The following is an 18,609-nucleotide window of genomic DNA, read 5'->3' on the forward strand; positions in this document are numbered from 1 at the left end:
GCCAGCGGCCCGGCCGGCAACAGCCGCCGGGGCTCACCCGCCCAGGGCCTGGCGGCGGAAATCGCTGGGTGGCAGGCCCAGGTGGCTGCGGAACACGCGGCTGAAGTGCGCCATATTGGAGAAGCCCAGGCCGAAGGCGATCTCGGTGATCGAGCGATGCGCGTTGCCCGGGTCGGCCAGGCTGGCGCGGCAGGCTTCGAGGCGACGCTGCAGGATGTAGCCGGCCACGCCGTCGGGCTCCTCGGCGAAGGCGTTGTAGAGCTGCCGTCGGCTGACGTTGAGCGCCAACGCCAGGCTGTCCACCGACAGGCCCGGGTCGCCCAGGTGCGTGGCCACGTGCTGCTTGATGCGCTCGCGCAGCGCCTCGCGCTGGCTCTGCGCGGTGGCGATGCCGGCCAGGTCCAGCATGGCCAGGTGCACAAACTGCGTGATCGCATCGCCGACGCCGCGCGCCGCGGCGTCGCTCATCGTCGGCAGCTCGCGGTAGGCGCTGCGCATGGTCTCCAGCGCCAGCCGTGCCACGCCGCCGCTGCCGCCCAGGCGCCGCGCCATCAACGGGTCCAGCGCCAGGCCACGCTCGACCAGCAGCGACTTGGGCACCATCACGATCAGGTGCTCGACGCGCACCGGATTGGCCACCGCATAGCTGTCGGTGGTGTCGTAGATGCTCCACTGGTCCGGCGTCACCCAGGCCTCGCGACCCTTCTGCTCGACACCGGCGCAGCCCACATAGGGCGCGACGATCTTCAGGTAGCCGATGTCGGAGGAACGCACATGGCTGGCCGAGCGCGTCACGCGGTGACGGTTGGCCTCCAGCCGGCTGAGCACCACATCGCCCGCCTGCACGCTGCTGATGCGGCCGTCGAAGTCGCTGTCGCCGTAGTTGTCGTTCTTCAGGCCGTGGAAAAGCCGGTCGACCCAGTCGGCCCAGAACCCGGCACGCTCGGCGGGCGCGACCTGGTCGGTGCTCATCTGCTTGTTGATCGTCACCATGCTGTGCGGCCGGCCACCCCGTCGGGCCGGGCCGGGCTTGTCTCGCTTTGTTCGTTGTTTCGTTCTGGCACCGCATGGCGCCGGTCGCCAGCGTATGCCTGTACAGAGCCCCGCTCAAGCCCGGGGACATTGCCCGCGGGAAATCCCTAGGCCGGCCTGCACAAATCGACAAGCCCGCGTGCATGCCTGGTCAAGCGCCGGCAGCATGCGCTGCCCACAATGCGTGACACCGGCGAAACAGCCGGCCGTTGCCTCGCCGTGACGACCCCAACGAACAGGAGACTGACCATGAGCCGCAAACCCGAAGCCGAAACCGGCCTGAAGCGCCGCACCCTCGTCCAGGCCGCCGCCGTCGCGCCGGCTGCGCTGGCCTTCCCCGCCATCGTGCGCGCCCAGGCCGCCCCGGTGCGCATCGGTTACGCGATGGCCCGCACCGGCCCGTGGACCACCGGCGCCCAGGTCAGCCAGGAGCCCAACTACCTGCTGTGGGCCGAGCAGCAGAACGCCGCCGGCGGTCTGAACGTCAAGGGCACCAAGCGTCCGATCGAGCTGATCTCCTCGGACGACCGCAGCGACATCGAGACCTGCGTGCGCACCTACGAAAAGCTGATGGGCAGCGACAAGGTCGACCTGGTGCTGCCGCCCTGGGGCAGCAACGCGAACTTCGCGGTCGCGCCGCTGGCCAACCGCTTCGGCTATCCCTTCCTCGCGCCCACCGCGCTGAGCCGCCGGCTCATCGAGATGAAGCTGCCCTACTTCTTCCTGATGCTGCAGCAGCCCAAGCCGATGATGGACGCGCTGGTGGACATGCTCAAGGCCAATGGCGTGAGGAGCATCGCCACCATCTACGTGGACGACCTCTTCGGCCTGGAGAACTACGCCGCGCTGAAGGTCGCGCTGCAGGGCAGCGGCATCAGCATCGTCGAGGACAAGAGCTACCCGCTGGGCGTCAAGGACCTGAGCCCGGTGCTGCGCTCGATGAAGGACAAGAACCCCGACGCCTTCATCGGCCTGACCTATCCGCCCGACACCATCCTGGCCAGCCGCCAGGCCAAGGAGATCGGCTTCAACCCGAAGTTCTTCTACGCCTCGGTCGGCACCGCCTTCCAGCTCTATCGCAATGTGATGGGCGCCGGCGCCGAGGGCGTGCTGGGCATGGGTTCGTGGAACGGCAAGACCAGCCCCGGCGCCAAGGCCTACTTCGACGCGCATGTGAAGAAGTTCGGCGCGCAGAAGGAACCCGACCGCTGGGCCAGCGGCGCGACCTGGGCCAGCCTGGAAATCCTCACCGCCGCCGTCGCGCAAGTCGGCCTGGACCGCAAGGCGATCCGCGACTATGTCGCCAAGAACGAGCACAACACCATCCTCGGCAAGGTCCGGTTCGCCGGCAGCGAGAACGTCGGCACGCCGGGCACGGTGGGCCAGTGGCAGAAGGGCGAGTTCGAGGTGGTCTGGCCCAAGAGCAACGCCACCGCGCCGCTGGCACCGAAGCCGGCCTGGAGCTGAGCCCGGGCGCCGACGGGCGCTTGCCCGGCGCCTGCCGCCAGCCATTGATTGCAGCGCGTACACGCCGGCCCGGCAGGGTCGGTGCGGCAGCGCGCTGCCGTCGGCACGATGCGGCACGCGCCGCATGAAGCCGCAGAGCATGAACGGACGTTTGACATGACAGTGGGAAGCTGGCTGGAGCTGATTGCCTCCGGCCTGATCACCGGGGGGGTCTATGCGCTGGTGGCGCTGGGCCTGAACCTGCAGTACGGGCTGATGCGCATCCTCAACATCGCGCACGGCGAGTTCCTGATGCTGGGCGCCTTCCTCACCTGGACGGCGCACACCGCGCTGGGCCTGTCGCCGCTGGCGATGGTGCCGCTGGCCTTCGTCGTGCTGGCCGCCGCCGGCCTGGCCATCCACAAGCTGGTGTTCGCCAAGCTGACGCGCAGCTCGCCCAATCTGGATGTGTTCGAGGCCCGCGGCCTGATGGTCAGCTTCGGCCTGATGTTCCTGGTGCAGAACCTGGCCCAGGCGCTGTGGGGCGGCGATCTGCGCGGCTACGACTTCCTCACCGAGCCGGTCTCGCTGGGCGGCGCGCAGTTCGCCGGCAACAAGCTGCTGCTGCTGGCGCTGGCGCTGCTGTTCAGCGGCGCGCTGATCGCGCTGCTGCGCATGACGCTGCTGGGCAAGGGCGTGCGCGCGCTGATGCAGTCGCCCACCGGTGCGCAGCTGGTCGGCATCGACACGCACAAGCTGCATCCGTTGATGTTCGGCCTCGGCCTGGGCCTGTCGGGCGTGGCCGGCTGCCTGCTGTCGATGACCTACACGATCTCGCCGTCGATGGGCGAGCCCTACACGGTGACGGCGCTGATCGTCATCACGCTGGGCGGCTTCGGCAGCATGACCGGCGCGCTGGTCGGCGGCCTGGGCCTGGGCGTGATCGAGGCGCTGGGCATGCATTTCACCAATCCCTCGCTGAAGGCCCTGCTGTCCTACGCGATCTTCATCGCCGTGCTGCTGTGGAAGCCAAACGGCCTGTTCACGCGCAAGTGACGCAGCAGGAGTACCCCATGCAAAGAGACCTGATCCTCCTGTTCGCCTTCGCCGGCTGGGCGCTAGCGGTGCCGCACTACGGCAGCGAGTTCGCCATCTCGATGGCACTGACCTGCCTGATGTACGCCGCGCTGGCCACCAGCTGGAGCACCTTCTGCGGCAGCACGCGCTATATGTCGCTGGCCACTGCCGCCTTCTTCGGCCTGGGCGCCTATGCCGGCGCGCTGACGCTGGAGCAGCTGCCCTGGCTGGCCGTGGTCGCGCTGGGCGCCGCCGTCGCCGCGGTGGTCGCGGTGGTGATGGGTGCCGGCGTGCTGCATCTGCGCGGCACCTATTTCGCAGTGCTGACCTTCGGCATGACCGAGCTGATCCGCCATGCGGTGACCTACTGGGAAAAGCAGGTCAGCGGCACGGTGGGCCGCGTGCTGACCGTGGTGCCCGAGGGCGACACCGTCTATCTCACCGTGCTGGCGCTGGCGGTGCTGGCACTGCTCAGCGCCATCCTGATCCGCCGCAGCCGCTTCGGCCTGGCGCTGGCCGGCATCGGCGCCGACGAGCAGCGTGCGCAGACGCTGGGCGTGAACACGCGGCTGGTGAAGATCGCCGGCTTCGCGCTGACCGCCGCCTTCGCCGGCGCGGTGGGCGCGGCGATGAGCGTGCGCTGGACCTATATCGACCCGCACACGGTGTTCAACCCCTTCATCGGCTTCCAGACCGTGCTGATCGCGCTGATCGGCGGCGCCGCCACGCTGTGGGGCCCGCTGATCGCCGCGGTGGTGTTCAGCCTGCTGGCCGAGACGCTGCGCCTGCAGATGCCGCAGATCTACATGATGTCGCTGGGCCTGCTGCTGATCCTGTGCGTGCTCTACCTGCCAGGTGGCCTGGCATCGCTGCGCCTGGCCCCGCTGCGCGACGCCGTGCTGGCCAAACTGCCCCGGAGGGCCCGCGCATGAGAGCCTCCCATCCCCTGCTGGAAGCCCGCGAGGTGACGGTGCGCTTCGGCGGCCTCACCGCGGTGGACGCGGTCAATGCCGCCTTCGGTGCCGGCGAGCTGGTCGGCATCATCGGCCCCAACGGCGCCGGCAAGACCACCTTCTTCAATGCGCTGTCGGGCGTCACGCCGGTCACTTCGGGCGAGCTCTATGCCCAGGGCGACCGCCTCACCGGCGCCGGTGCGCACCGCTTCGCCCACCACGGCATCGCGCGCACCTTCCAGACGCCGCGCGTCTTCGCCGAATTGAGTGTCGCGGCCAATATCGACTTCGGTCTGCAGTTCGCCGGTCGCCGCGCTACCGCGGCACATGAGCGTCCACGCTGGCTGGGCAACGAGACGGCCATCCTCGAGCTGATCGGACTGGCCCGGCTGAAGGACCTGCCCGCCGCGGCGATCACGCCCTCGCAACAGCGCCTGCTGGAGATCGGCATGGCGCTGGCGACGCGCCCGCGCGTGCTGCTGCTCGACGAGGTGGCCGCCGGCCTGACCGAGAGCGAGGTGGACAACATGGCCCAGCTGATCCGCCGCCTGCGCGACGAGCTGGACCTGACGGTGATCTGGATCGAGCACGCGGTGACCACGCTGCTGCGCTATGTCGAGCGCGTGCTGGTGCTGCACCAGGGGCGCAAGATCGCCGACGGCACGCCCGCCGAGGTGGTGCGCAATGCCGAGGTGATCGAGGCCTATCTGGGTGACGAGATGGCGGAGCCCGCAGCATGAACATGAACGAACTCAGCCTGGCGCTGAACAAGAAACTGGCCCATCTGCAGATCAAGGGCCTGTCGGCGGGCTATGGCGGCTTCCAGGTGCTGCGCGAGATCACGCTGGAGGCCAAGCCCGGCCTGACGGTGATCCTCGGCCCCAACGGCGCCGGCAAGACCACGCTGCTCAAGGCCATCTCCGGCCTGATCGGGCGCCAGGGGCAGATCCTGCTGGACGGCGAGGCCATCGCCGCCGACGCCAAGACCTCGGACATCGTGCGCCGCGGCCTGGTGCTGGTGCCAGAAGGCCGTCAGCTCTTTCCGCAGATGACGGTGGCCGAGAACCTCGAGCTCGGCGGCTGGCTGATCCCGAAGGCGCAGCGCGCCGAGCGCATGGCGCAGGCGCTGCAGGACTTCCCCAAGCTGGCCCAGCGCCTCAACCAGCTGGCCGGCACGATGAGCGGCGGCGAGCAGCAGATGGTGGCGGTGGCGCGCGCGATGATGAGCCAACCGCGCCTGCTGATGCTCGACGAGCCGTCCCTCGGCCTGGCGCCGCGCATGGTCGACGAGCTGCTGGCCATCGCCCGCCGCATCGCCGACCAGGGCACGACCGTGCTGATGGTCGAGCAGAACGTGCGCAAGGCGCTGGCCGTGGCCGACCGCGGCTATGTGCTCGAGCGCGGCCGGCTGATCGCCAGCGGACCGGCATCGCTGCTGGCGCGTTCCAGCGTGATCCGCCAGGCCTACCTGGGCCAGGGCACCACCTCCACTTCCTCTTCCGCAGACGCAGTCAACAAGGAGACTTCGCAAATGTCCGACCTCACCATGCTCATCAACGGCCTGGCCGTCTCCGCCCACGGTGGCGCCACCTTCGAGCGCCGCAATCCGCTGGACGGCAGCGTCGCCACCCGTGCCCCGGCCGCTACGGCCTCCGACGCCGTCGCCGCCGTCGAGGCCGCCGCCGAGGCCTTCAAGACCTGGAGCAACACCGGCCCCAACGAGCGCCGTGCGCTGCTCAACAAGGCGGCCGACGCGCTCGAGGCCAAGACGCCGGCCTTCATCGCCGCGGTGGCTGCCGAGACCGGCGGCTCGGCGATGTGGGCCGGCTTCAACGTGCATCTGGCCGCCGGCATGCTGCGCGAGGCCGCGGCGCTGACCACGCAGATCAGCGGCGAGGTGATCCCCTCCGACGTGCCGGGTTCGATCGCGATGGCACTGCGCCAGCCGGCCGGCGTGGTCATCGGCATCGCGCCGTGGAACGCGCCGGTGATCCTGGGCGTGCGCGCCGTCGCGGTGCCGCTGGCCTGCGGCAATACCGTGGTGCTCAAGGGCAGCGAGAACTGCCCGCGCACGCACCAGCTGATCATCGAGGCGCTGCAGGAAGCCGGCCTGCCTGCCGGCGTGGTGAACTACATCACCAATGCCCCAGCCGATGCCGGCGCCATCGTCGAGGCGATGGTCGCCCACCCGGCGGTGCGCCGCGTCAACTTCACCGGCTCCACCCGTGTGGGCAAGCTGATCGCGCAGACCTGCGCCAAGTACCTGAAGCCCTCGGTGCTGGAACTCGGCGGCAAGGCGCCGCTGCTGGTGCTGGCCGATGCCGACATCGACGCGGCGGTCAACGGCGCGGCCTTCGGCGCCTTCGCGAACTCGGGCCAGATCTGCATGTCCACCGAGCGCATCATCGTGGACAACAAGATCGGTGACGACTTCGCCGCCCGCCTGGCCAAGAAGGCCAAGAGCCTGCCGCTGGGCGACCCGCGCGGCCCGCAGCCGGTGGTGCTGGGCTCGGTGGTGGGCATGGGCACGGTGGAGCACTGCAATGCGCTGATCGACGACGCGCTGGCCAAGGGCGCCAAGCTGCTGTGCGGCGGCCGCGCCGAGAACACGCTGATGCCGGCGACCATCCTCGACCATGTGACCCGCGAGATGCGCATCTATCACGAGGAGACCTTCGGTCCGGTGAAGTGCATCGTGCGCGTGGACGGCGACGAGGCGGCCATCGCCTGCGCCAATGACAACGAGTACGGCCTGTCCGCGGCCGTGTTCAGCCGCGACACCGCGCGCGCCATGCAGGTGGCGCGCCGTATCGAGTCCGGCATCTGCCATATCAACGGGCCGACAGTGCACGACGAAGCGCAGATGCCGTTCGGGGGCGTGAAGGGCAGCGGCTTCGGCCGTTTCGGCGGCAAGGCCGGCATCGACGCATTCACCGAGCTGCGCTGGGTGACGATGCAGACCGGCGAACGCCACTATCCCTTCTGACGCGGGAGAGCGAGCCGAGGCCGGGTCCCGACGGGGCCCGGCCTTTGCTTTTGGAGATGTCCGACCGGGCGCACGCCAGGCGGCAGTCGGCGTCGCGCTGGGCTAAGCTGCGGGCCTTCGATTCCCTGTTGTTCCGCGACGAAGAGGTGTGCCGATGGCGGCGACGATCGTAGATGCACTGTTCCCCCTGGGCTGGGCCCATTACCTGGCCGGCGGCCTGATGCTGGGCCTGGCCACCGGCGGCCTCTTTCTGCTCACCGGCCGCATCGGCGGCATGAGCACGGTGTTCAGCTCCAGCTGGTCCTGGCTGCTCAAGGGCCAGGCCTTCTTCCAGCAGCCACGCCTGGTGGACAGCCGCGCCTGGCGGCTGACGCTGGCGCTGGGCCTGGTGATCGGTGCCGCGCTGTGGTGGAAGTTCTTCGGCCCCGAAACGGCGCAGCGGACCGAGGTGCCGCTGTGGCAGCTGGGCCTGGGCGGCCTGCTGGTGGGCTACGGTGCGCGGCTGTCCAACGGCTGCACCTCGGGCCACGGCATCTGCGGCCTGTCCTCGCTGCAGCTGCCTTCGCTGGCCGCAGTGCTGACCTTCATGGGCACGGCCTTCATCACCGCCCATGTGGTGCGCGCCTTGGGAGGCGCATGAGATGCGCACGATGACGCCTGCGCAATTCATCGCCGTGCTGCTGTGCGGCGCGCTGTTCGGCTTCGGCCTGGCCTGGTCGACGATGATCCAGCCGGAGGTGGTGCTGAGCTTCCTGCGTTTCCAGGACTGGGGCCTGATGCTGGTGATGGGCGGCGCGATCGCCCTCACGCTGCCGGCCTACCAGCTGGCGCGGCGCCTGCTCGGGGCGACGCCGCTGCTGGGCGGGAGCTTCGAAGTGCGCCAGTCCAAGCTGGACCGGCCCACGCTGGTCGGCGCCGCGATCTTCGGCATCGGCTGGGGCCTGTCCGGCGTCTGCCCGGCGCCGGCCATCGCCGGACTGGGTGTCGGCAACTGGGATCTGCTGGTCGCGCTGGCCGGCATCGCGCTGGGTGCGCTGCTGCAGGGGCTGACGGCGAAGGCGGCGCGCTGACGACGCCGCGCCTCGCGCACCCCTTCTAAAACTTCATCTTCAGACTGCCGCCGACGGCCCAGGCACGGTCGCGCTCGACCAGCGCATTGGGCCGCGGCCAGAAATGGCCGAGGATCAGCTCGCCGATCAGCCAGTCCTGGTAGACGGGCTGTTCCCACTTGAGCTGCAGCCCGTAGTCGGACACCGGCACGTCCGCGCCCTGGATGCCGCTGGCCAGTGCCTCCAGCGAGAGCAGCCGATGCTGGCCGAAGTAGCGATAGGCGCCGAGGCTGCTGGACCACTCGAAGTCACGCTGTCGCCGCGTGATGGTGGCCGCGTTCAGCCAGCGCATCGCCAGGTCCGGCGCGAAGGCATGCTCGTAGGACAGCGCAGTGGTCGAGCCCAGCGCGTCGCCGGTCGTCCAGAACACCGTCTCGCGCAGGTCCAGGCGGTTTGCCGAACCGAACCAGAAGGAGTGGCCGATGCGTGCCTGCGCATAGGGCTTGAGTCCGCCGCGCAGACCCAGGCGCAGATCCACGCTGTCGCGCAGGCGCAAGCCCAGGCCGGCGAAGAAGGCACGGTTTTCGGCATTGCCCTTGAGCAGTAGCTGCTCGTTGCTGAAGGTGTTGGGCTTGTCGGTCACCATCTCGCGCTGATCGTCGCGGCCGATGAACACGTAGGCGTTCTCTTCCAGATTGGGCAGCCGGAAACGGGCGTTGAAGCGGATGCCGAACTGGGGCTTGTCCTCGTCCTGCCTCTTCAGCAGACGCACGCTGAGCTGACCATCGGTGACCTTGCCGCCTTCGGAGAAGGGCTTGTCGCCAAACCAGCTGTCCACGCCGCGAGCCAGCCACTCGGCGGTGGAGCGCACCTGCCGGCGTGCGGTCTCAACCGCTGGCGTGTCAGGCGTGACCGCCTCCTTGGGCTGCGGCTCCATCGCACCGACCGGCGGCACGATCAGCATCCCACAGAGCAGCGGAGCGGCAAAAACAGCAGAGCGGCGCAACATGGTCGACAAGCTCCGAAATGACGAAACGGGCCCATCTTAGGGCCCGTTTCGGGAGTGAAGCCGGCAAGAAGGCCGGCCTGGGTGCCTCTGTTGCCGCGGCGATCCGCGGTCAGCCGCTTACTGGGCGCGGTAGTTGCCCGGGAACACATCCTTGAGCGTGGCCATCGTCTCGCCGTAGGCCAGCACTTCGCCCTTGCTCACGGCGTCGCGCAGCTCGGCCTTCACCTCGTCGCGGCTCTTGGCCGTGGCGGCCGGCTTGTTGCTCTGGTACAGGCCGGGGTAGATCTCGTTGGCCTTCTGGCCCGACTCGGTGATGAAGTCGCCAGCCGCGGCAGCCTTGGCAGCGTCGGCCTTGACCTGCTCGCGGGTCTTGCTGTCGCTCTTGGCCGGAGCGGCGGCCGGCTTGCTGCTCTTGTTGTACAGGCCGGGGTAGAGCTCATTGGCCTTGAAGCCCGACTCGGTGATGAAATCGCCGGCAGCCAGGGCAGCAGCGGCTTCGGCACGCACCTGCTCGCGGGTCTTGGGAGCGTCGGCGGCGATGGCCTGGCCGGCACCGAAAGCGGCCAGGGTCAGGGCGATGATGGAAGTGGTAGCGCGGTTCATGGTTCAGTCCTTTCAATTGCGTTGAACTCTGATGACCCGGCCTGCCGAATTACAGGTCTTTGGGTCGCCTCGGCGAGGCTGAGTTGTTTACGTCTCGTCGATGGGATGAACTGTAGAATTTCGTTAGAAGCTGATAAACAGCCGGTACAGACATGCGCCATTTCTAAATTGGCAACAATTGACGACAAAGGAGAAAGACCATGGACCGCTTGCAGTCAATGCGCGTGTTCGAAAAAGTCGTCGACGAGGGCGGCTTCGCTGCCGCCGCCAGGGCGCTGGACATGTCGGCACCGGTGGTGACCCGGCTGGTGGCCGATCTGGAAGACCACCTGGGCACGCGGCTGCTGCAGCGCAGCACGCGCCGGCTGTCGCTGACCGAAGCCGGACAGAACTACCTCAGCCGGGTGCGCCACATCCTCCAGGACATCGACGAGGCCCACGCGGTGGCCCGCGCCGAGACCGTGGAACTGGCAGGCACGCTGCGCCTGCATGCGCCCCCCATCCTGGCCAGCTTCGTGTTGGCGCCGCTGCTGGAGGGCTTCCGCCAACGCCATCCGAGCGTGCTGATCGATGTCGAGGCCGCGTCGCCGCGCGAGCTGCCGATCGAAGACTTCGACCTCACGCTGATGCTGGCCGACCAGCCCTTCGACGCCGACATCGTCGCCCGCAAGGTGGCGGAGTCCGAGCTGGTGCTGGTGGCTTCACCGGGCTACCTGAACCGCCGCGGCCTGCCGGCCACGCCTGAGGAGCTGCGGGAACACGACTGCATCCGCTTGCGCGCGCTGAACGCCAGATCGCGCGTCTGGCGGCTGTGGCGCACCGACACGCCGGACGATGTCATCGAGGTGGAAAGCGCACCGGTACTCGCCGGCAACCATACCGAGACCCTGCTGCGGGCCACGCTTGACGGCGCCGGCATCATGTCCGCGGCCATCGATCTGGTGGCGCCCTATCTGGCCCGCGGCGAGTTGGTCCGCGTGCTATCGCCATGGATCAGCGGCCAGGTGGCGCTCTACGCCGCCCTGCCCAGCCGCAAGTTCATCCCGCAGCGCACCCGCGTCTTTCTTGACTACCTGATCGAGCAGACGCGCGAGCAGCAGAACCGCGCCAAGCAGGTCTGCGCCGCCGCACATGCGACGGCGGCGCTGAGGCGCTGAGGCTGCGCGCTGCGCGCTGCGGGCCTTGCCGCAGGCGCATCCAGTCCGGACCGATGGCCGGTCCGCCATCGCGCCGGAGCCAGACTCAATGCCCCTGGTCCGCGATCTCCAGCGTGCCCCGACAGGTGGGATAGGCGCTGCAGCCCCAGAAAGCCCGCCCGGCGTTGGCTCCCCGCTTGGCCACGCGCCGCAGCATGGGCTTGCGGCATCTCGGGCAGGCGGGTGCGGCGGCGGGCGTCTCGCGCGTCGCAGCGGCTGGCGCCTCGGCGCTGGTCCTGCTGCTGCCGCCATGGCCGGCGCCAGCCCCCTGCCTTGCCGCATCCAGCATGGCCTGCAGCTGCGGGCCATCGACCAGCGTCACATTGCGCCCAGTGGCAAAGGCCTGGGCATCCGGCGTGAAACGCCCTGACGTGACGACATAGCCGCCAGCTGCACCGCGTGCCGCCATCACGCCATAGAGCTCGCGCACCACATCCACGCCGACCTTGTAGGCCCGCCACTGCTTGCATTGCACGAGGAACTTCTCGTCGCCCCTGCGCAGCACCAGGTCCACGCCGCCATCGGCACCGCCACCGCCGGTCTCGACGACGCGGTAGCCCTGCTGACGGAAAGCCTCGCCGACCAGCAGCTCGAAGCGTTGCCAGCTCATGCCATCCAGCGCGTCAGCCGCCGAGGACCCACCGCCGACATCGGCAGCAAGGCGGCGACGTTCGTGCCGGCGCCAGGCCGAGATGCCGGCGCCTGCCAAGCAAATCAGCGGCAGGATGTACTGGCCGCCGGTAGCCAGGCCCTTCACCATGATCTGCAGCACGCTGCTACCGGCCTTGCCCGCAGCGAGATTCGGCGTCAGCGGCTCAGCCGCAATCTGGTGCAGCCACAGATGCGACAGCAGCGCCAGCGCCACGCCAGCCCACCAGGGCAGCATCGCCACCAGATCCATCAAGTCCTCGGCAGGACTGGTCTTCTTGCGTCGGCTTCGCATGTCGAGCGCCTCCCTGGCGTGCGGTTCAATCAGCATTTGCGAGCTCCCATCTGCGTGGGAGCTGATTTGCAAGCTTAGCAATGGTGCCTGAATGCGCCAGCGTCAGCGCATGTTCGTCTCGGCCGGCCGGACGCCGGCAGCGCCGCCGCCTCCAAGCGCTGGATGACTTTCTGCAGCAAGAAGCCTAGCCTCGGTAAATCGGCCAGCTTCAACGGCCGAGTCTTCAGCGTGGAGTGCTGGTTGGCGCACAGGTCGTAGAACCACGCGCCCTGGGTGTGCATGTTCGCTGAGCGCGCCAGCACCGGTCCTCAGCGGAATCGCGCGGTATCGCTGGCCAGGTAGAACCATTCCTGGCCGGCACGGGCCTTCGCGTTGGGGAAGACGATGGCGCCGTCCATGGGCGCCAGGATCGCCTCGCCGCCGGCGCGGTGACCGATGAGCTCGCCGGCGCGAACGCGGTCGAAGCTGACCCAGGCCTTGGCGAACTGATCGCCGTCGTCGGCCTTGTCGTGCACGCTGCACAGGCTCAGCCCCTCCATCGACTGCACCGGCGGCGCATCGCCGTCGACCATGCCCAGATGGATCAGCGCGTTGAGGATCGCGCGATAGGCCACCTCGGGCGCCTGCGGGTCCTCGTGCTGGCCGCACTCCAGCGTCAGCGCGATGCCGCCCATCTGTCGCATCGCCTCGGTGGTGCCGACGCCATAGGCCTCGTCCAGGTCCACGCCGACCAGCGCCTCGAGCGGCAGCGTGGCCGCCCACGCACGCCGCTTGGCCACGCCATCGGCATAGGTCTGCAACCAGCCGTCCACGCCGCGCTGCACGCCCAGCACCTTGGCCAGCGCCAGCTCGCGCTCGGCATGGGCAAAAGGCTGCAAGGGGCCGCTGTTGTTCCCCGGGCCCACCATCACGAAGGGCCGGCCTGCCGCCTGGAAGCTGTGCAGGTCCAGCAGCACCTCGTGCTCGGCCAGCAGCGGGCACAGCCAGTTGGCGACATGGTCCTCGAACTGCGTGGGCTGCGTGGTCGGTCGCAGGCGCCGGTTGAGGTTGCGGTCGCCCATGCGCTGGCCCAGCGCGTAGGCCTTGGGATTGGTGACCGGCACCAGGGTCAGGCGGCCGCGGCGCAGCGTGCGCGCGCCGCTTTCGAACTCGGCGACCAGGCGACGGATCGCCTTGGTGCCGCACACCTCGTTGCCATGTACCGCGCCGGTGACGAGGAAGCGGGGGCCCGGCTCCGGGCTGTCAAATCGGATGGACTGAAAGCTCTGCATGGGTCGGCAGTGTGCCAGCGACTGCCCTGTGCTGCGGCCGTCCGCGCTTCGATTTGCAGCACAGCGCATGCGCTGGAGTTATGGGCTGCGCCACCGCATTCATTGGCAGCGCTGCAGGCCTTCGCGTAGCCTGCTGCCCATTCAAGCTTGACCTTCCCTGGGACAGATGACGCACATCGTGGTCGTGGGTGGTGGCGTGGTGGGGCTGACCAGCGCTTGGGCGCTGCTCGAGGCCGGGCACCATGTCACCCTGATTGAGCGGCGACCCGAGCTCGCCGAGGGCGCCAGCCGGGCCAATGGCGGGCAGCTGAGCTACCGCTATGTCTCGCCGCTGGCCGATGCCGGCGTGCCGCTGAAGGCCCTGCACTGGCTGCTCGACGCCGACGGCCCGCTGCGCTTCAAACCCGAGGCCGACCCCCGCCAGTGGCGCTGGCTGACCAGCTTCCTGGGCAACTGCCGCGCTCCGGTGAACCAGCGCACCACCGCCTGGCTGCTGCGGCTGGGCGCATTCAGCAAGCAATGCTTCGAAACCATGGCCCTGCAGGCCGCGCTGGACGAGGTGCAGCTGCGCAGCCCCGGCAAGCTGGTCGTCTATCGCAAGGCGCAGGAGTTCGAGCGCGTGCGCCAGCGCATCGGGCCCGGCGACCCTGAGCAGGCGCTGGATCGCGCCGGCTGCCTGGCCCTGGAGCCGGCCCTGGCCGATGGCGCCGAGCAACTGGCGGGCGGCATCTTCACCGAGGGCGAGGCGGTTGCCGACTGCCACCGCCTGTGCCTGCAGCTGGCCGAGAGAATGCGCGCCCATCCGCGCTTCGAGGGCTTCGTGCACGACGAGGTGCTGGGCCTGGAGCTGCAGCAGGGCCGTGTCAGCGGCGTGCGTGCTCGCCAGGGCCTGCTGCCAGCGCAGGCCGTGCTGCTGGCCGCCGGGCTGCAAAGCCGCGACCTCGCCGCCGCGCTGGGCCTGTATCTGCCCATCTATCCGCTCAAGGGCTACAGCCTGACCGCTCCGATCGGAGCGTCGCACCGGGCGCCCGAGGTCAGCGTGACCGATTTCGAGAAGAAGACGCTGTATGCGCGCATCGGGCAGCAGCTGCGCGTGGCGGCCATGGTGGATCTGGTCGGCGAAGACGAGCGCGTCGATCCGCGGCGCATCGCTGCGCTGCACCGATCGGTGCGCAGCCTGTTCCCGAATGCCGCCGACTACGCGCAGGCCCAGCCCTGGGCCGGTCTGCGTCCGGCCACGCCCAGCGGCGCGCCCATCATCGGCGCCAGCCCTGTGCAGGGTCTGTGGCTCAATGTGGGCCATGGCGCGCTGGGCTTCACCTTCTCCTTCGGCAGCGCCCGCATCCTCGCCGCACTGGTCTCAGGGCAGGACAGTCCCATTCCGCTGGATGGCCTGACACTGCAGCACTCATGAACCCGCTGAGCTCCGCCCGTCTGGCCCTGGCCCTGCGCGACACGCTGGCCGCCTTGCGGCTGGACCGCATTGCCGACCCGCAGGACGGCGGGCGCGCGCTGCGCCATCCGCCCAGCCTGGACCTCGCCGTGGTCGCCTTCGTGCCCGGCGGCGAACCCGTGGCCGCCAATGTGCTGTGGTCCCGCGAGCACCCGCAGGGCCTGATCGCGCCACTGCCGGAACGCTTCGGGCCGCAGCAGGGGCTGCACTACCTGGCCGACCAACGCGACGAGGCGCTGAACTCGGTACTCTGGGCGCCGCAGGCCGATTGGTCGGCGCGGCAGTTCAAGACCCTGGGCGGCACACCGGGCGCCCCGCGCTTCGTCGCGCCCTATCCGGCCTCGCTGCTCAAGCTGATGATCGCCGTCGGCGTGGCGCGCCACTGCGGCCCCGACGGCTATGCACGGCCCTGGACCTTCGACGGGCGCAAGCGGACGCTGCGCGACTGGCAGTTCGACATGCTGGCCGTCAGCTGCAACATCTCCACCTCGGCGCTGGTGGCCTGGCTGCACGCCCAGGGTCTGCTGGGGCCGCAGCGCCATGCGCTGCACGAACTCTTCGCCGAACTGCAGCTGCCCACGCTGCGCCTGGCGGGCACGCAGGCCGACGGCGGCTGGGGCAATGCGGCCGGTGCCGGCGTCGGGCAGATCCAGATGACCGCCTGGGACACGGTACGCCTGCTGTGGTGGCTGGACCCCGCCGCACCGCGGCCGCCCTGGCTGAGTGCCGACGCGCCACAGCTGGACCCCGCCCACCGCGCCGAGATCCTGCGCGGCCTGGGCGAGCAGGGCCTGGACATCGTGCTCAGCGCCGGCGTGCTCGCCGGGCTGCCGGGTGCTGCGCCGGGTCTGCCCAACCGGCTGCAGGCGCTGTGGGTGCAGCCCGACGGCAGCTGGCGTGCCGGCGAGTACGACTTCCCCGGCGACTTCCGCCCCCGGCTGGCTGAAGGCAGCGTGCACTTCGCCCACAAGATCGGCAACACCGAGAACTACTCGTCCGACGCGGGCATCGTGCGCGGCATCGCACCGGCGCGACGCCACTACCTGATCGCGCTGCTCAGCAACCTCGGCAGCCGCTATGCCTTCCATCCGCTGGCGGCCGGACCGCGGCAGCTGGCGCAGCTGGGTGCTGCGGTCGATGCGCTGCTGGCCGAGCATCTGGAATCGCCCGCATGAAGCCCTCGCTGCAGCCGCTGCCTGCGGGCGCCTGCCTCGGCGTGGTCGCGCCGGCCGGCCCACCCAAGCCCGGCGTGCTGGAGCAGGTCGCCCCGCTGATCGAGTCCACCGGCTACCGCGCCAAGCTGTTTCCCGGCTGCGCCGGCCCGGCCCACCTGGGCCATCTGGCCGCCAGCGACGCCCAGCGCCTGGCCGATCTTCATGCCGCGCTGGCCGACCCCGAGGTGGACGCGCTGCTGTGCCTGCGCGGCGGCTACGGCTGCCTGCGCCTGCTCGACGGGCTGGACCGTGCGCTGCTGCGCCGCCATCCCAAGCCCCTGATCGGCTACAGCGACATCACCACCTTGCATGCGCTGTGGGCACAACAGGGCATCCCTTCCTGGCATGCGCCGATGCCAGCCTCGGACTGGCTGCAGCCTGGCGGCGAGGCCGATCTGCAGCGGCTGCTGGCCGCCTTGAGACGCGGCGTGCCACCGGGCCATGCGGAGACGGCGCCCGGCCCCCATGCGCTGGACCGCGCGGGCCGCGCGCGCGGGCCGCTGCTGGGCGGCAATCTCGCCGTCTGGGCCTCCAGCATCGGTCTGGACGCGCTGCCCAAGGTACAGGGCGCACTGCTGTTCTTCGAGGACGTGTCCGAGACACCCTATCGCGTGGACCGCTTCCTGGCCCAGCTGCGGCTCAGCGGCCAGCTCGACGCGGCGGCAGGCTTCGTGCTGGGCAGCTTCAGCGACTCGGACGACAGCATCGGCACCGACGCCGTGCTGGCCGACTATCTGCACCCGCTGGGCAAGCCGGTGCTGGCGGGCTGGCCGGCCGGACATGGCCAACCCAACCATCCGCTGCCGCTGGGTCTGAGCGTCGAGCTGGACGTTCAGGCGCGACGCCTGTCCTGGTAGCGCACAGGAGCGCCACCGCACTCAGCGCTGGCGCGCCAGCCACTCGATCAGACGGTCCAGCACCGCACGGCCGCGCGGCCCGGCGCGCTCGTCGTTGAGCATGGCCGCCACCACCCAGGTGCGGCCGGCCGCATCCGGCACGAAGCCGGCCAGCGCGGTGACATTGCGCAGCGTGCCGGTCTTGAGCCGGGCGCGGCCAGCGGCCGGGCCATCGCGCAGGCGCCGGCTCAGCGTGCCGTCCACGCCGGCCACCGGCAGCGTGACCAGCAGTTCGGGCCCATGGCGACCGCGCTGCGAAGCCAGCAGCAGCGCCACCATCTGACGCGCGCTGATGCGCTCGCTGCGAGAAAGGCCGGAGCCGTTGTCCATCACCAGGCCATCGGCGTCGATGCCCTGTTCGGCAAACCAGGCGCGCACCTGGCGATCGGCCGCAGCGCGGCTGTCCTCGCCCGGCGCGGCAGCGGCCGCGCCAAGACGCAGATAGACCAGGCGGGTGAGCGGGTTGTCCGAGCGCTTGTTCATGCCGTACATCAGCTCGGCCAGCGGCCGGCCCTGATGCAGCGCCAGTCGCACGGCGCCGGCAGGCGTGACGCCCTCGCGATCCTCGCCCAGCACGCTGCCGCCCAGCTCGCGCCAGATCTGGCGCAGGGCCTGGGTGGCGATCCATTGCCGCTCGATCAGATTGAGCTGGGGCTCGGCCGTGCAGTGGCGCGGAAAGCTGCCGCGCAGCTGCACCACCGCCTCACCGTCCTGCCAGGCCACGCCGGGCAGCAGCCAGCCGGACGCCCAGTCCTTGCAGGCCTGATCCGCAAGCGCCATGCCGCTCACATCCACGCGCATGCCGGGCCAGGCCGGGCTCAGCCGCGCCTGCAGCTGCTGCCCATCCGATTGCAGGCGCAGGCCCAGCAGCTGGCCGTTCAGATGCAGCGCATCGGGGATCACGTTGTAGGGAAACTCGGGCGCCTCGTCGAAGGGTGGCACGCCGATGTCCAGCCGTCCGGGCGTGAACAGGCTGCGATCGACCACCAGGCCGCCGCGGATCTCGCGCAGGCCCTGCTCGCGCAGCTGACGCAGCATCTGCCACAGCGCACCCCAGTCCAGCTGGTCATCGGCGCCGCCGCGCAGATACAACGGCCCGTCCAGCACCTCGCCGCGTATCGGCGTGTCGGCCAGCAGCTCGGTCTGGCCACGGCTGTTCGGTCCCAGCCGGTCCAGCGCCACCACGCTGGTCACCAGCTTCATGATCGAGCCCGGCTGCATGGAACGATCGGCCTGCACCTGCAGACCGTCGCGTGCGGCATCGCCCCCTTGCAGCGGCACCGCCACCACGGCCAGTGCGCTTTCCGGAAGACCGGCGCCTTGCAGCGCCTCGCGCAGCTCGCCGGGAAGGCCCGGGCCTACCGGCGCAAGGCCGGCGCAACCGGACAGCAGCAGGGCCGCGCCCAGCAGACTCAAAGACTTGGTGATCGCTCTCATGCTCGGTTTCGTTCTCGTCCTTGCGTCAACGCAAGGCCCGTGGC

17 protein-coding genes and 1 pseudogene are annotated in these 18,609 nt (G+C 69.8%); 12 read left to right on the top strand and 6 right to left on the bottom strand.

The genetic code is table 11. The annotated features are described in order from the left end of the window. Nucleotides 1-33 precede the first annotated feature (33 nt). Nucleotides 34-993, bottom strand: coding sequence for an AraC-like ligand-binding domain-containing protein (locus AC2EBS_RS15890; RefSeq protein ID WP_484729415.1), 960 nt, complete (start codon nucleotides 991-993; stop codon nucleotides 34-36). 288 nt (nucleotides 994-1,281) lie between these two features. Between AC2EBS_RS15890 and AC2EBS_RS15895 the strand changes: the two genes are divergently transcribed. From AC2EBS_RS15895 to AC2EBS_RS15930, 8 genes and pseudogenes are all read left to right on the top strand, one after another. Beyond that, the gene (locus tag AC2EBS_RS15895; RefSeq protein WP_484729416.1) at nucleotides 1,282-2,499 is read left to right on the top strand and encodes an amino acid ABC transporter substrate-binding protein; all 1,218 of its coding nucleotides are present in this window, start codon (nucleotides 1,282-1,284) and stop codon (nucleotides 2,497-2,499) included. Nucleotides 2,500-2,655: 156 nt separating this feature from the next. Continuing rightward, nucleotides 2,656-3,534, top strand: a complete 879-nt coding sequence (locus AC2EBS_RS15900) for a branched-chain amino acid ABC transporter permease (protein ID WP_484729417.1) — start codon at nucleotides 2,656-2,658, stop codon at nucleotides 3,532-3,534. 17 nt (nucleotides 3,535-3,551) lie between these two features. After that, on the top strand, nucleotides 3,552-4,487 hold the full coding sequence (locus AC2EBS_RS15905; RefSeq protein WP_484729418.1) for a branched-chain amino acid ABC transporter permease: 936 nt from the start codon (nucleotides 3,552-3,554) through the stop codon (nucleotides 4,485-4,487). Next, on the top strand, nucleotides 4,484-5,248 hold the full coding sequence (locus AC2EBS_RS15910; RefSeq protein ID WP_484729419.1) for an ABC transporter ATP-binding protein: 765 nt from the start codon (nucleotides 4,484-4,486) through the stop codon (nucleotides 5,246-5,248). The genes AC2EBS_RS15905 and AC2EBS_RS15910 overlap by 4 nt, the downstream gene beginning before the upstream one ends. Before the next feature lie 2 nt (nucleotides 5,249-5,250). Further along, nucleotides 5,251-5,757, top strand: a pseudogene (locus AC2EBS_RS15915) (ABC transporter ATP-binding protein); the annotation flags it as partial. 282 nt (nucleotides 5,758-6,039) lie between these two features. Next, entirely contained in the window at nucleotides 6,040-7,494 is a 1,455-nt protein-coding gene (locus AC2EBS_RS15920) for an aldehyde dehydrogenase (protein ID WP_484729458.1), read from the top strand. A 154-nt stretch (nucleotides 7,495-7,648) separates the two neighbouring features. Beyond that, nucleotides 7,649-8,134 carry a YeeE/YedE family protein gene (locus tag AC2EBS_RS15925; protein WP_484729420.1) on the top strand — a complete coding sequence of 162 codons (486 nt, stop codon included), beginning with the start codon at nucleotides 7,649-7,651 and terminating at the stop codon, nucleotides 8,132-8,134. A 10-nt stretch (nucleotides 8,135-8,144) separates the two neighbouring features. After that, a complete protein-coding gene (locus AC2EBS_RS15930; protein WP_484729421.1) occupies nucleotides 8,145-8,564 on the top strand; it encodes a DUF6691 family protein in 420 nt (139 codons plus the stop codon). Nucleotides 8,565-8,589: 25 nt separating this feature from the next. On the opposite strand, the gene AC2EBS_RS15935 is transcribed toward AC2EBS_RS15930, so the two are convergent. Together AC2EBS_RS15935 and AC2EBS_RS15940 are read right to left on the bottom strand one after the other, a co-directional pair. Then, nucleotides 8,590-9,552 carry a hypothetical protein gene (locus AC2EBS_RS15935; RefSeq protein ID WP_484729422.1) on the bottom strand — a complete coding sequence of 321 codons (963 nt, stop codon included), beginning with the start codon at nucleotides 9,550-9,552 and terminating at the stop codon, nucleotides 8,590-8,592. Nucleotides 9,553-9,669: 117 nt separating this feature from the next. Beyond that, nucleotides 9,670-10,155 (bottom strand): DUF4148 domain-containing protein, encoded by a 486-nt coding sequence (locus AC2EBS_RS15940; RefSeq protein ID WP_484729423.1) that lies wholly within the window; start codon nucleotides 10,153-10,155, stop codon nucleotides 9,670-9,672. A 200-nt stretch (nucleotides 10,156-10,355) separates the two neighbouring features. On the opposite strand from AC2EBS_RS15940, the gene AC2EBS_RS15945 reads away from it, so the two are divergent. Then, on the top strand, nucleotides 10,356-11,312 hold the full coding sequence (locus tag AC2EBS_RS15945) for a LysR family transcriptional regulator (RefSeq protein ID WP_484729424.1): 957 nt from the start codon (nucleotides 10,356-10,358) through the stop codon (nucleotides 11,310-11,312). Between the two features lie 85 nt (nucleotides 11,313-11,397). Here the strand turns inward: AC2EBS_RS15945 and AC2EBS_RS15950 are convergent, their stop codons facing one another. Together AC2EBS_RS15950 and AC2EBS_RS15955 are read right to left on the bottom strand one after the other, a co-directional pair. Next, nucleotides 11,398-12,294: a restriction endonuclease gene (locus AC2EBS_RS15950; protein WP_484729425.1), complete on the bottom strand. Its 897-nt coding sequence runs from the start codon at nucleotides 12,292-12,294 to the stop codon at nucleotides 11,398-11,400. Between the two features lie 308 nt (nucleotides 12,295-12,602). Then, complete coding sequence (locus AC2EBS_RS15955; RefSeq protein WP_484729426.1) at nucleotides 12,603-13,565, bottom strand: M14 family metallopeptidase; 963 nt, start codon at nucleotides 13,563-13,565, stop codon at nucleotides 12,603-12,605. Between the two features lie 166 nt (nucleotides 13,566-13,731). On the opposite strand from AC2EBS_RS15955, the gene AC2EBS_RS15960 reads away from it, so the two are divergent. Genes AC2EBS_RS15960 through AC2EBS_RS15970 form a run of 3 tightly spaced genes read left to right on the top strand, consistent with a single transcriptional unit; the run spans nucleotide 13,732 to nucleotide 17,089 of the window. After that, on the top strand, nucleotides 13,732-14,979 hold the full coding sequence (locus AC2EBS_RS15960; RefSeq protein ID WP_484729427.1) for a D-amino acid dehydrogenase: 1,248 nt from the start codon (nucleotides 13,732-13,734) through the stop codon (nucleotides 14,977-14,979). Beyond that, nucleotides 14,976-16,193 carry a serine hydrolase gene (locus tag AC2EBS_RS15965; RefSeq protein ID WP_484729428.1) on the top strand — a complete coding sequence of 406 codons (1,218 nt, stop codon included), beginning with the start codon at nucleotides 14,976-14,978 and terminating at the stop codon, nucleotides 16,191-16,193. The genes AC2EBS_RS15960 and AC2EBS_RS15965 overlap by 4 nt, the downstream gene beginning before the upstream one ends. Continuing rightward, a complete protein-coding gene (locus AC2EBS_RS15970; protein WP_484729429.1) occupies nucleotides 16,190-17,089 on the top strand; it encodes a S66 peptidase family protein in 900 nt (299 codons plus the stop codon). The genes AC2EBS_RS15965 and AC2EBS_RS15970 overlap by 4 nt, the downstream gene beginning before the upstream one ends. A gap of 21 nt (nucleotides 17,090-17,110) precedes the next feature. Here the strand turns inward: AC2EBS_RS15970 and dacB are convergent, their stop codons facing one another. After that, entirely contained in the window at nucleotides 17,111-18,565 is a 1,455-nt protein-coding gene (dacB, locus tag AC2EBS_RS15975) for a D-alanyl-D-alanine carboxypeptidase/D-alanyl-D-alanine endopeptidase (RefSeq protein WP_484729430.1), read from the bottom strand. Between the last annotated feature and the right edge of the window lie 44 nt (nucleotides 18,566-18,609).

This window comes from Roseateles sp. T103 (assembly GCF_057219915.1).

What these genes read in the sequence shown, in the direction of transcription:
- AC2EBS_RS15955 (WP_484729426.1), bottom strand. Translation starts at nt 13,565, where the DNA reads ATGCAGAGCTTTCAGTCCATCCGATTTGACAGCCCGGAGCCGGGCCCC.
- AC2EBS_RS15940 (WP_484729423.1), bottom strand. Translation starts at nt 10,155, where the DNA reads ATGAACCGCGCTACCACTTCCATCATCGCCCTGACCCTGGCCGCTTTC.
- AC2EBS_RS15965 (WP_484729428.1), top strand. Translation starts at nt 14,976, where the DNA reads ATGAACCCGCTGAGCTCCGCCCGTCTGGCCCTGGCCCTGCGCGACACG.
- AC2EBS_RS15905 (WP_484729418.1), top strand. Translation starts at nt 3,552, where the DNA reads ATGCAAAGAGACCTGATCCTCCTGTTCGCCTTCGCCGGCTGGGCGCTA.
- AC2EBS_RS15945 (WP_484729424.1), top strand. Translation starts at nt 10,356, where the DNA reads ATGGACCGCTTGCAGTCAATGCGCGTGTTCGAAAAAGTCGTCGACGAG.
- AC2EBS_RS15890 (WP_484729415.1), bottom strand. Translation starts at nt 993, where the DNA reads ATGGTGACGATCAACAAGCAGATGAGCACCGACCAGGTCGCGCCCGCC.
- AC2EBS_RS15895 (WP_484729416.1), top strand. Translation starts at nt 1,282, where the DNA reads ATGAGCCGCAAACCCGAAGCCGAAACCGGCCTGAAGCGCCGCACCCTC.
- AC2EBS_RS15960 (WP_484729427.1), top strand. Translation starts at nt 13,732, where the DNA reads ATGACGCACATCGTGGTCGTGGGTGGTGGCGTGGTGGGGCTGACCAGC.
- AC2EBS_RS15950 (WP_484729425.1), bottom strand. Translation starts at nt 12,294, where the DNA reads ATGCGAAGCCGACGCAAGAAGACCAGTCCTGCCGAGGACTTGATGGAT.
- AC2EBS_RS15920 (WP_484729458.1), top strand. Translation starts at nt 6,040, where the DNA reads ATGTCCGACCTCACCATGCTCATCAACGGCCTGGCCGTCTCCGCCCAC.
- AC2EBS_RS15900 (WP_484729417.1), top strand. Translation starts at nt 2,656, where the DNA reads ATGACAGTGGGAAGCTGGCTGGAGCTGATTGCCTCCGGCCTGATCACC.
- AC2EBS_RS15930 (WP_484729421.1), top strand. Translation starts at nt 8,145, where the DNA reads ATGACGCCTGCGCAATTCATCGCCGTGCTGCTGTGCGGCGCGCTGTTC.
- AC2EBS_RS15970 (WP_484729429.1), top strand. Translation starts at nt 16,190, where the DNA reads ATGAAGCCCTCGCTGCAGCCGCTGCCTGCGGGCGCCTGCCTCGGCGTG.
- AC2EBS_RS15935 (WP_484729422.1), bottom strand. Translation starts at nt 9,552, where the DNA reads ATGTTGCGCCGCTCTGCTGTTTTTGCCGCTCCGCTGCTCTGTGGGATG.
- dacB (WP_484729430.1), bottom strand. Translation starts at nt 18,565, where the DNA reads ATGAGAGCGATCACCAAGTCTTTGAGTCTGCTGGGCGCGGCCCTGCTG.
- AC2EBS_RS15925 (WP_484729420.1), top strand. Translation starts at nt 7,649, where the DNA reads ATGGCGGCGACGATCGTAGATGCACTGTTCCCCCTGGGCTGGGCCCAT.
- AC2EBS_RS15910 (WP_484729419.1), top strand. Translation starts at nt 4,484, where the DNA reads ATGAGAGCCTCCCATCCCCTGCTGGAAGCCCGCGAGGTGACGGTGCGC.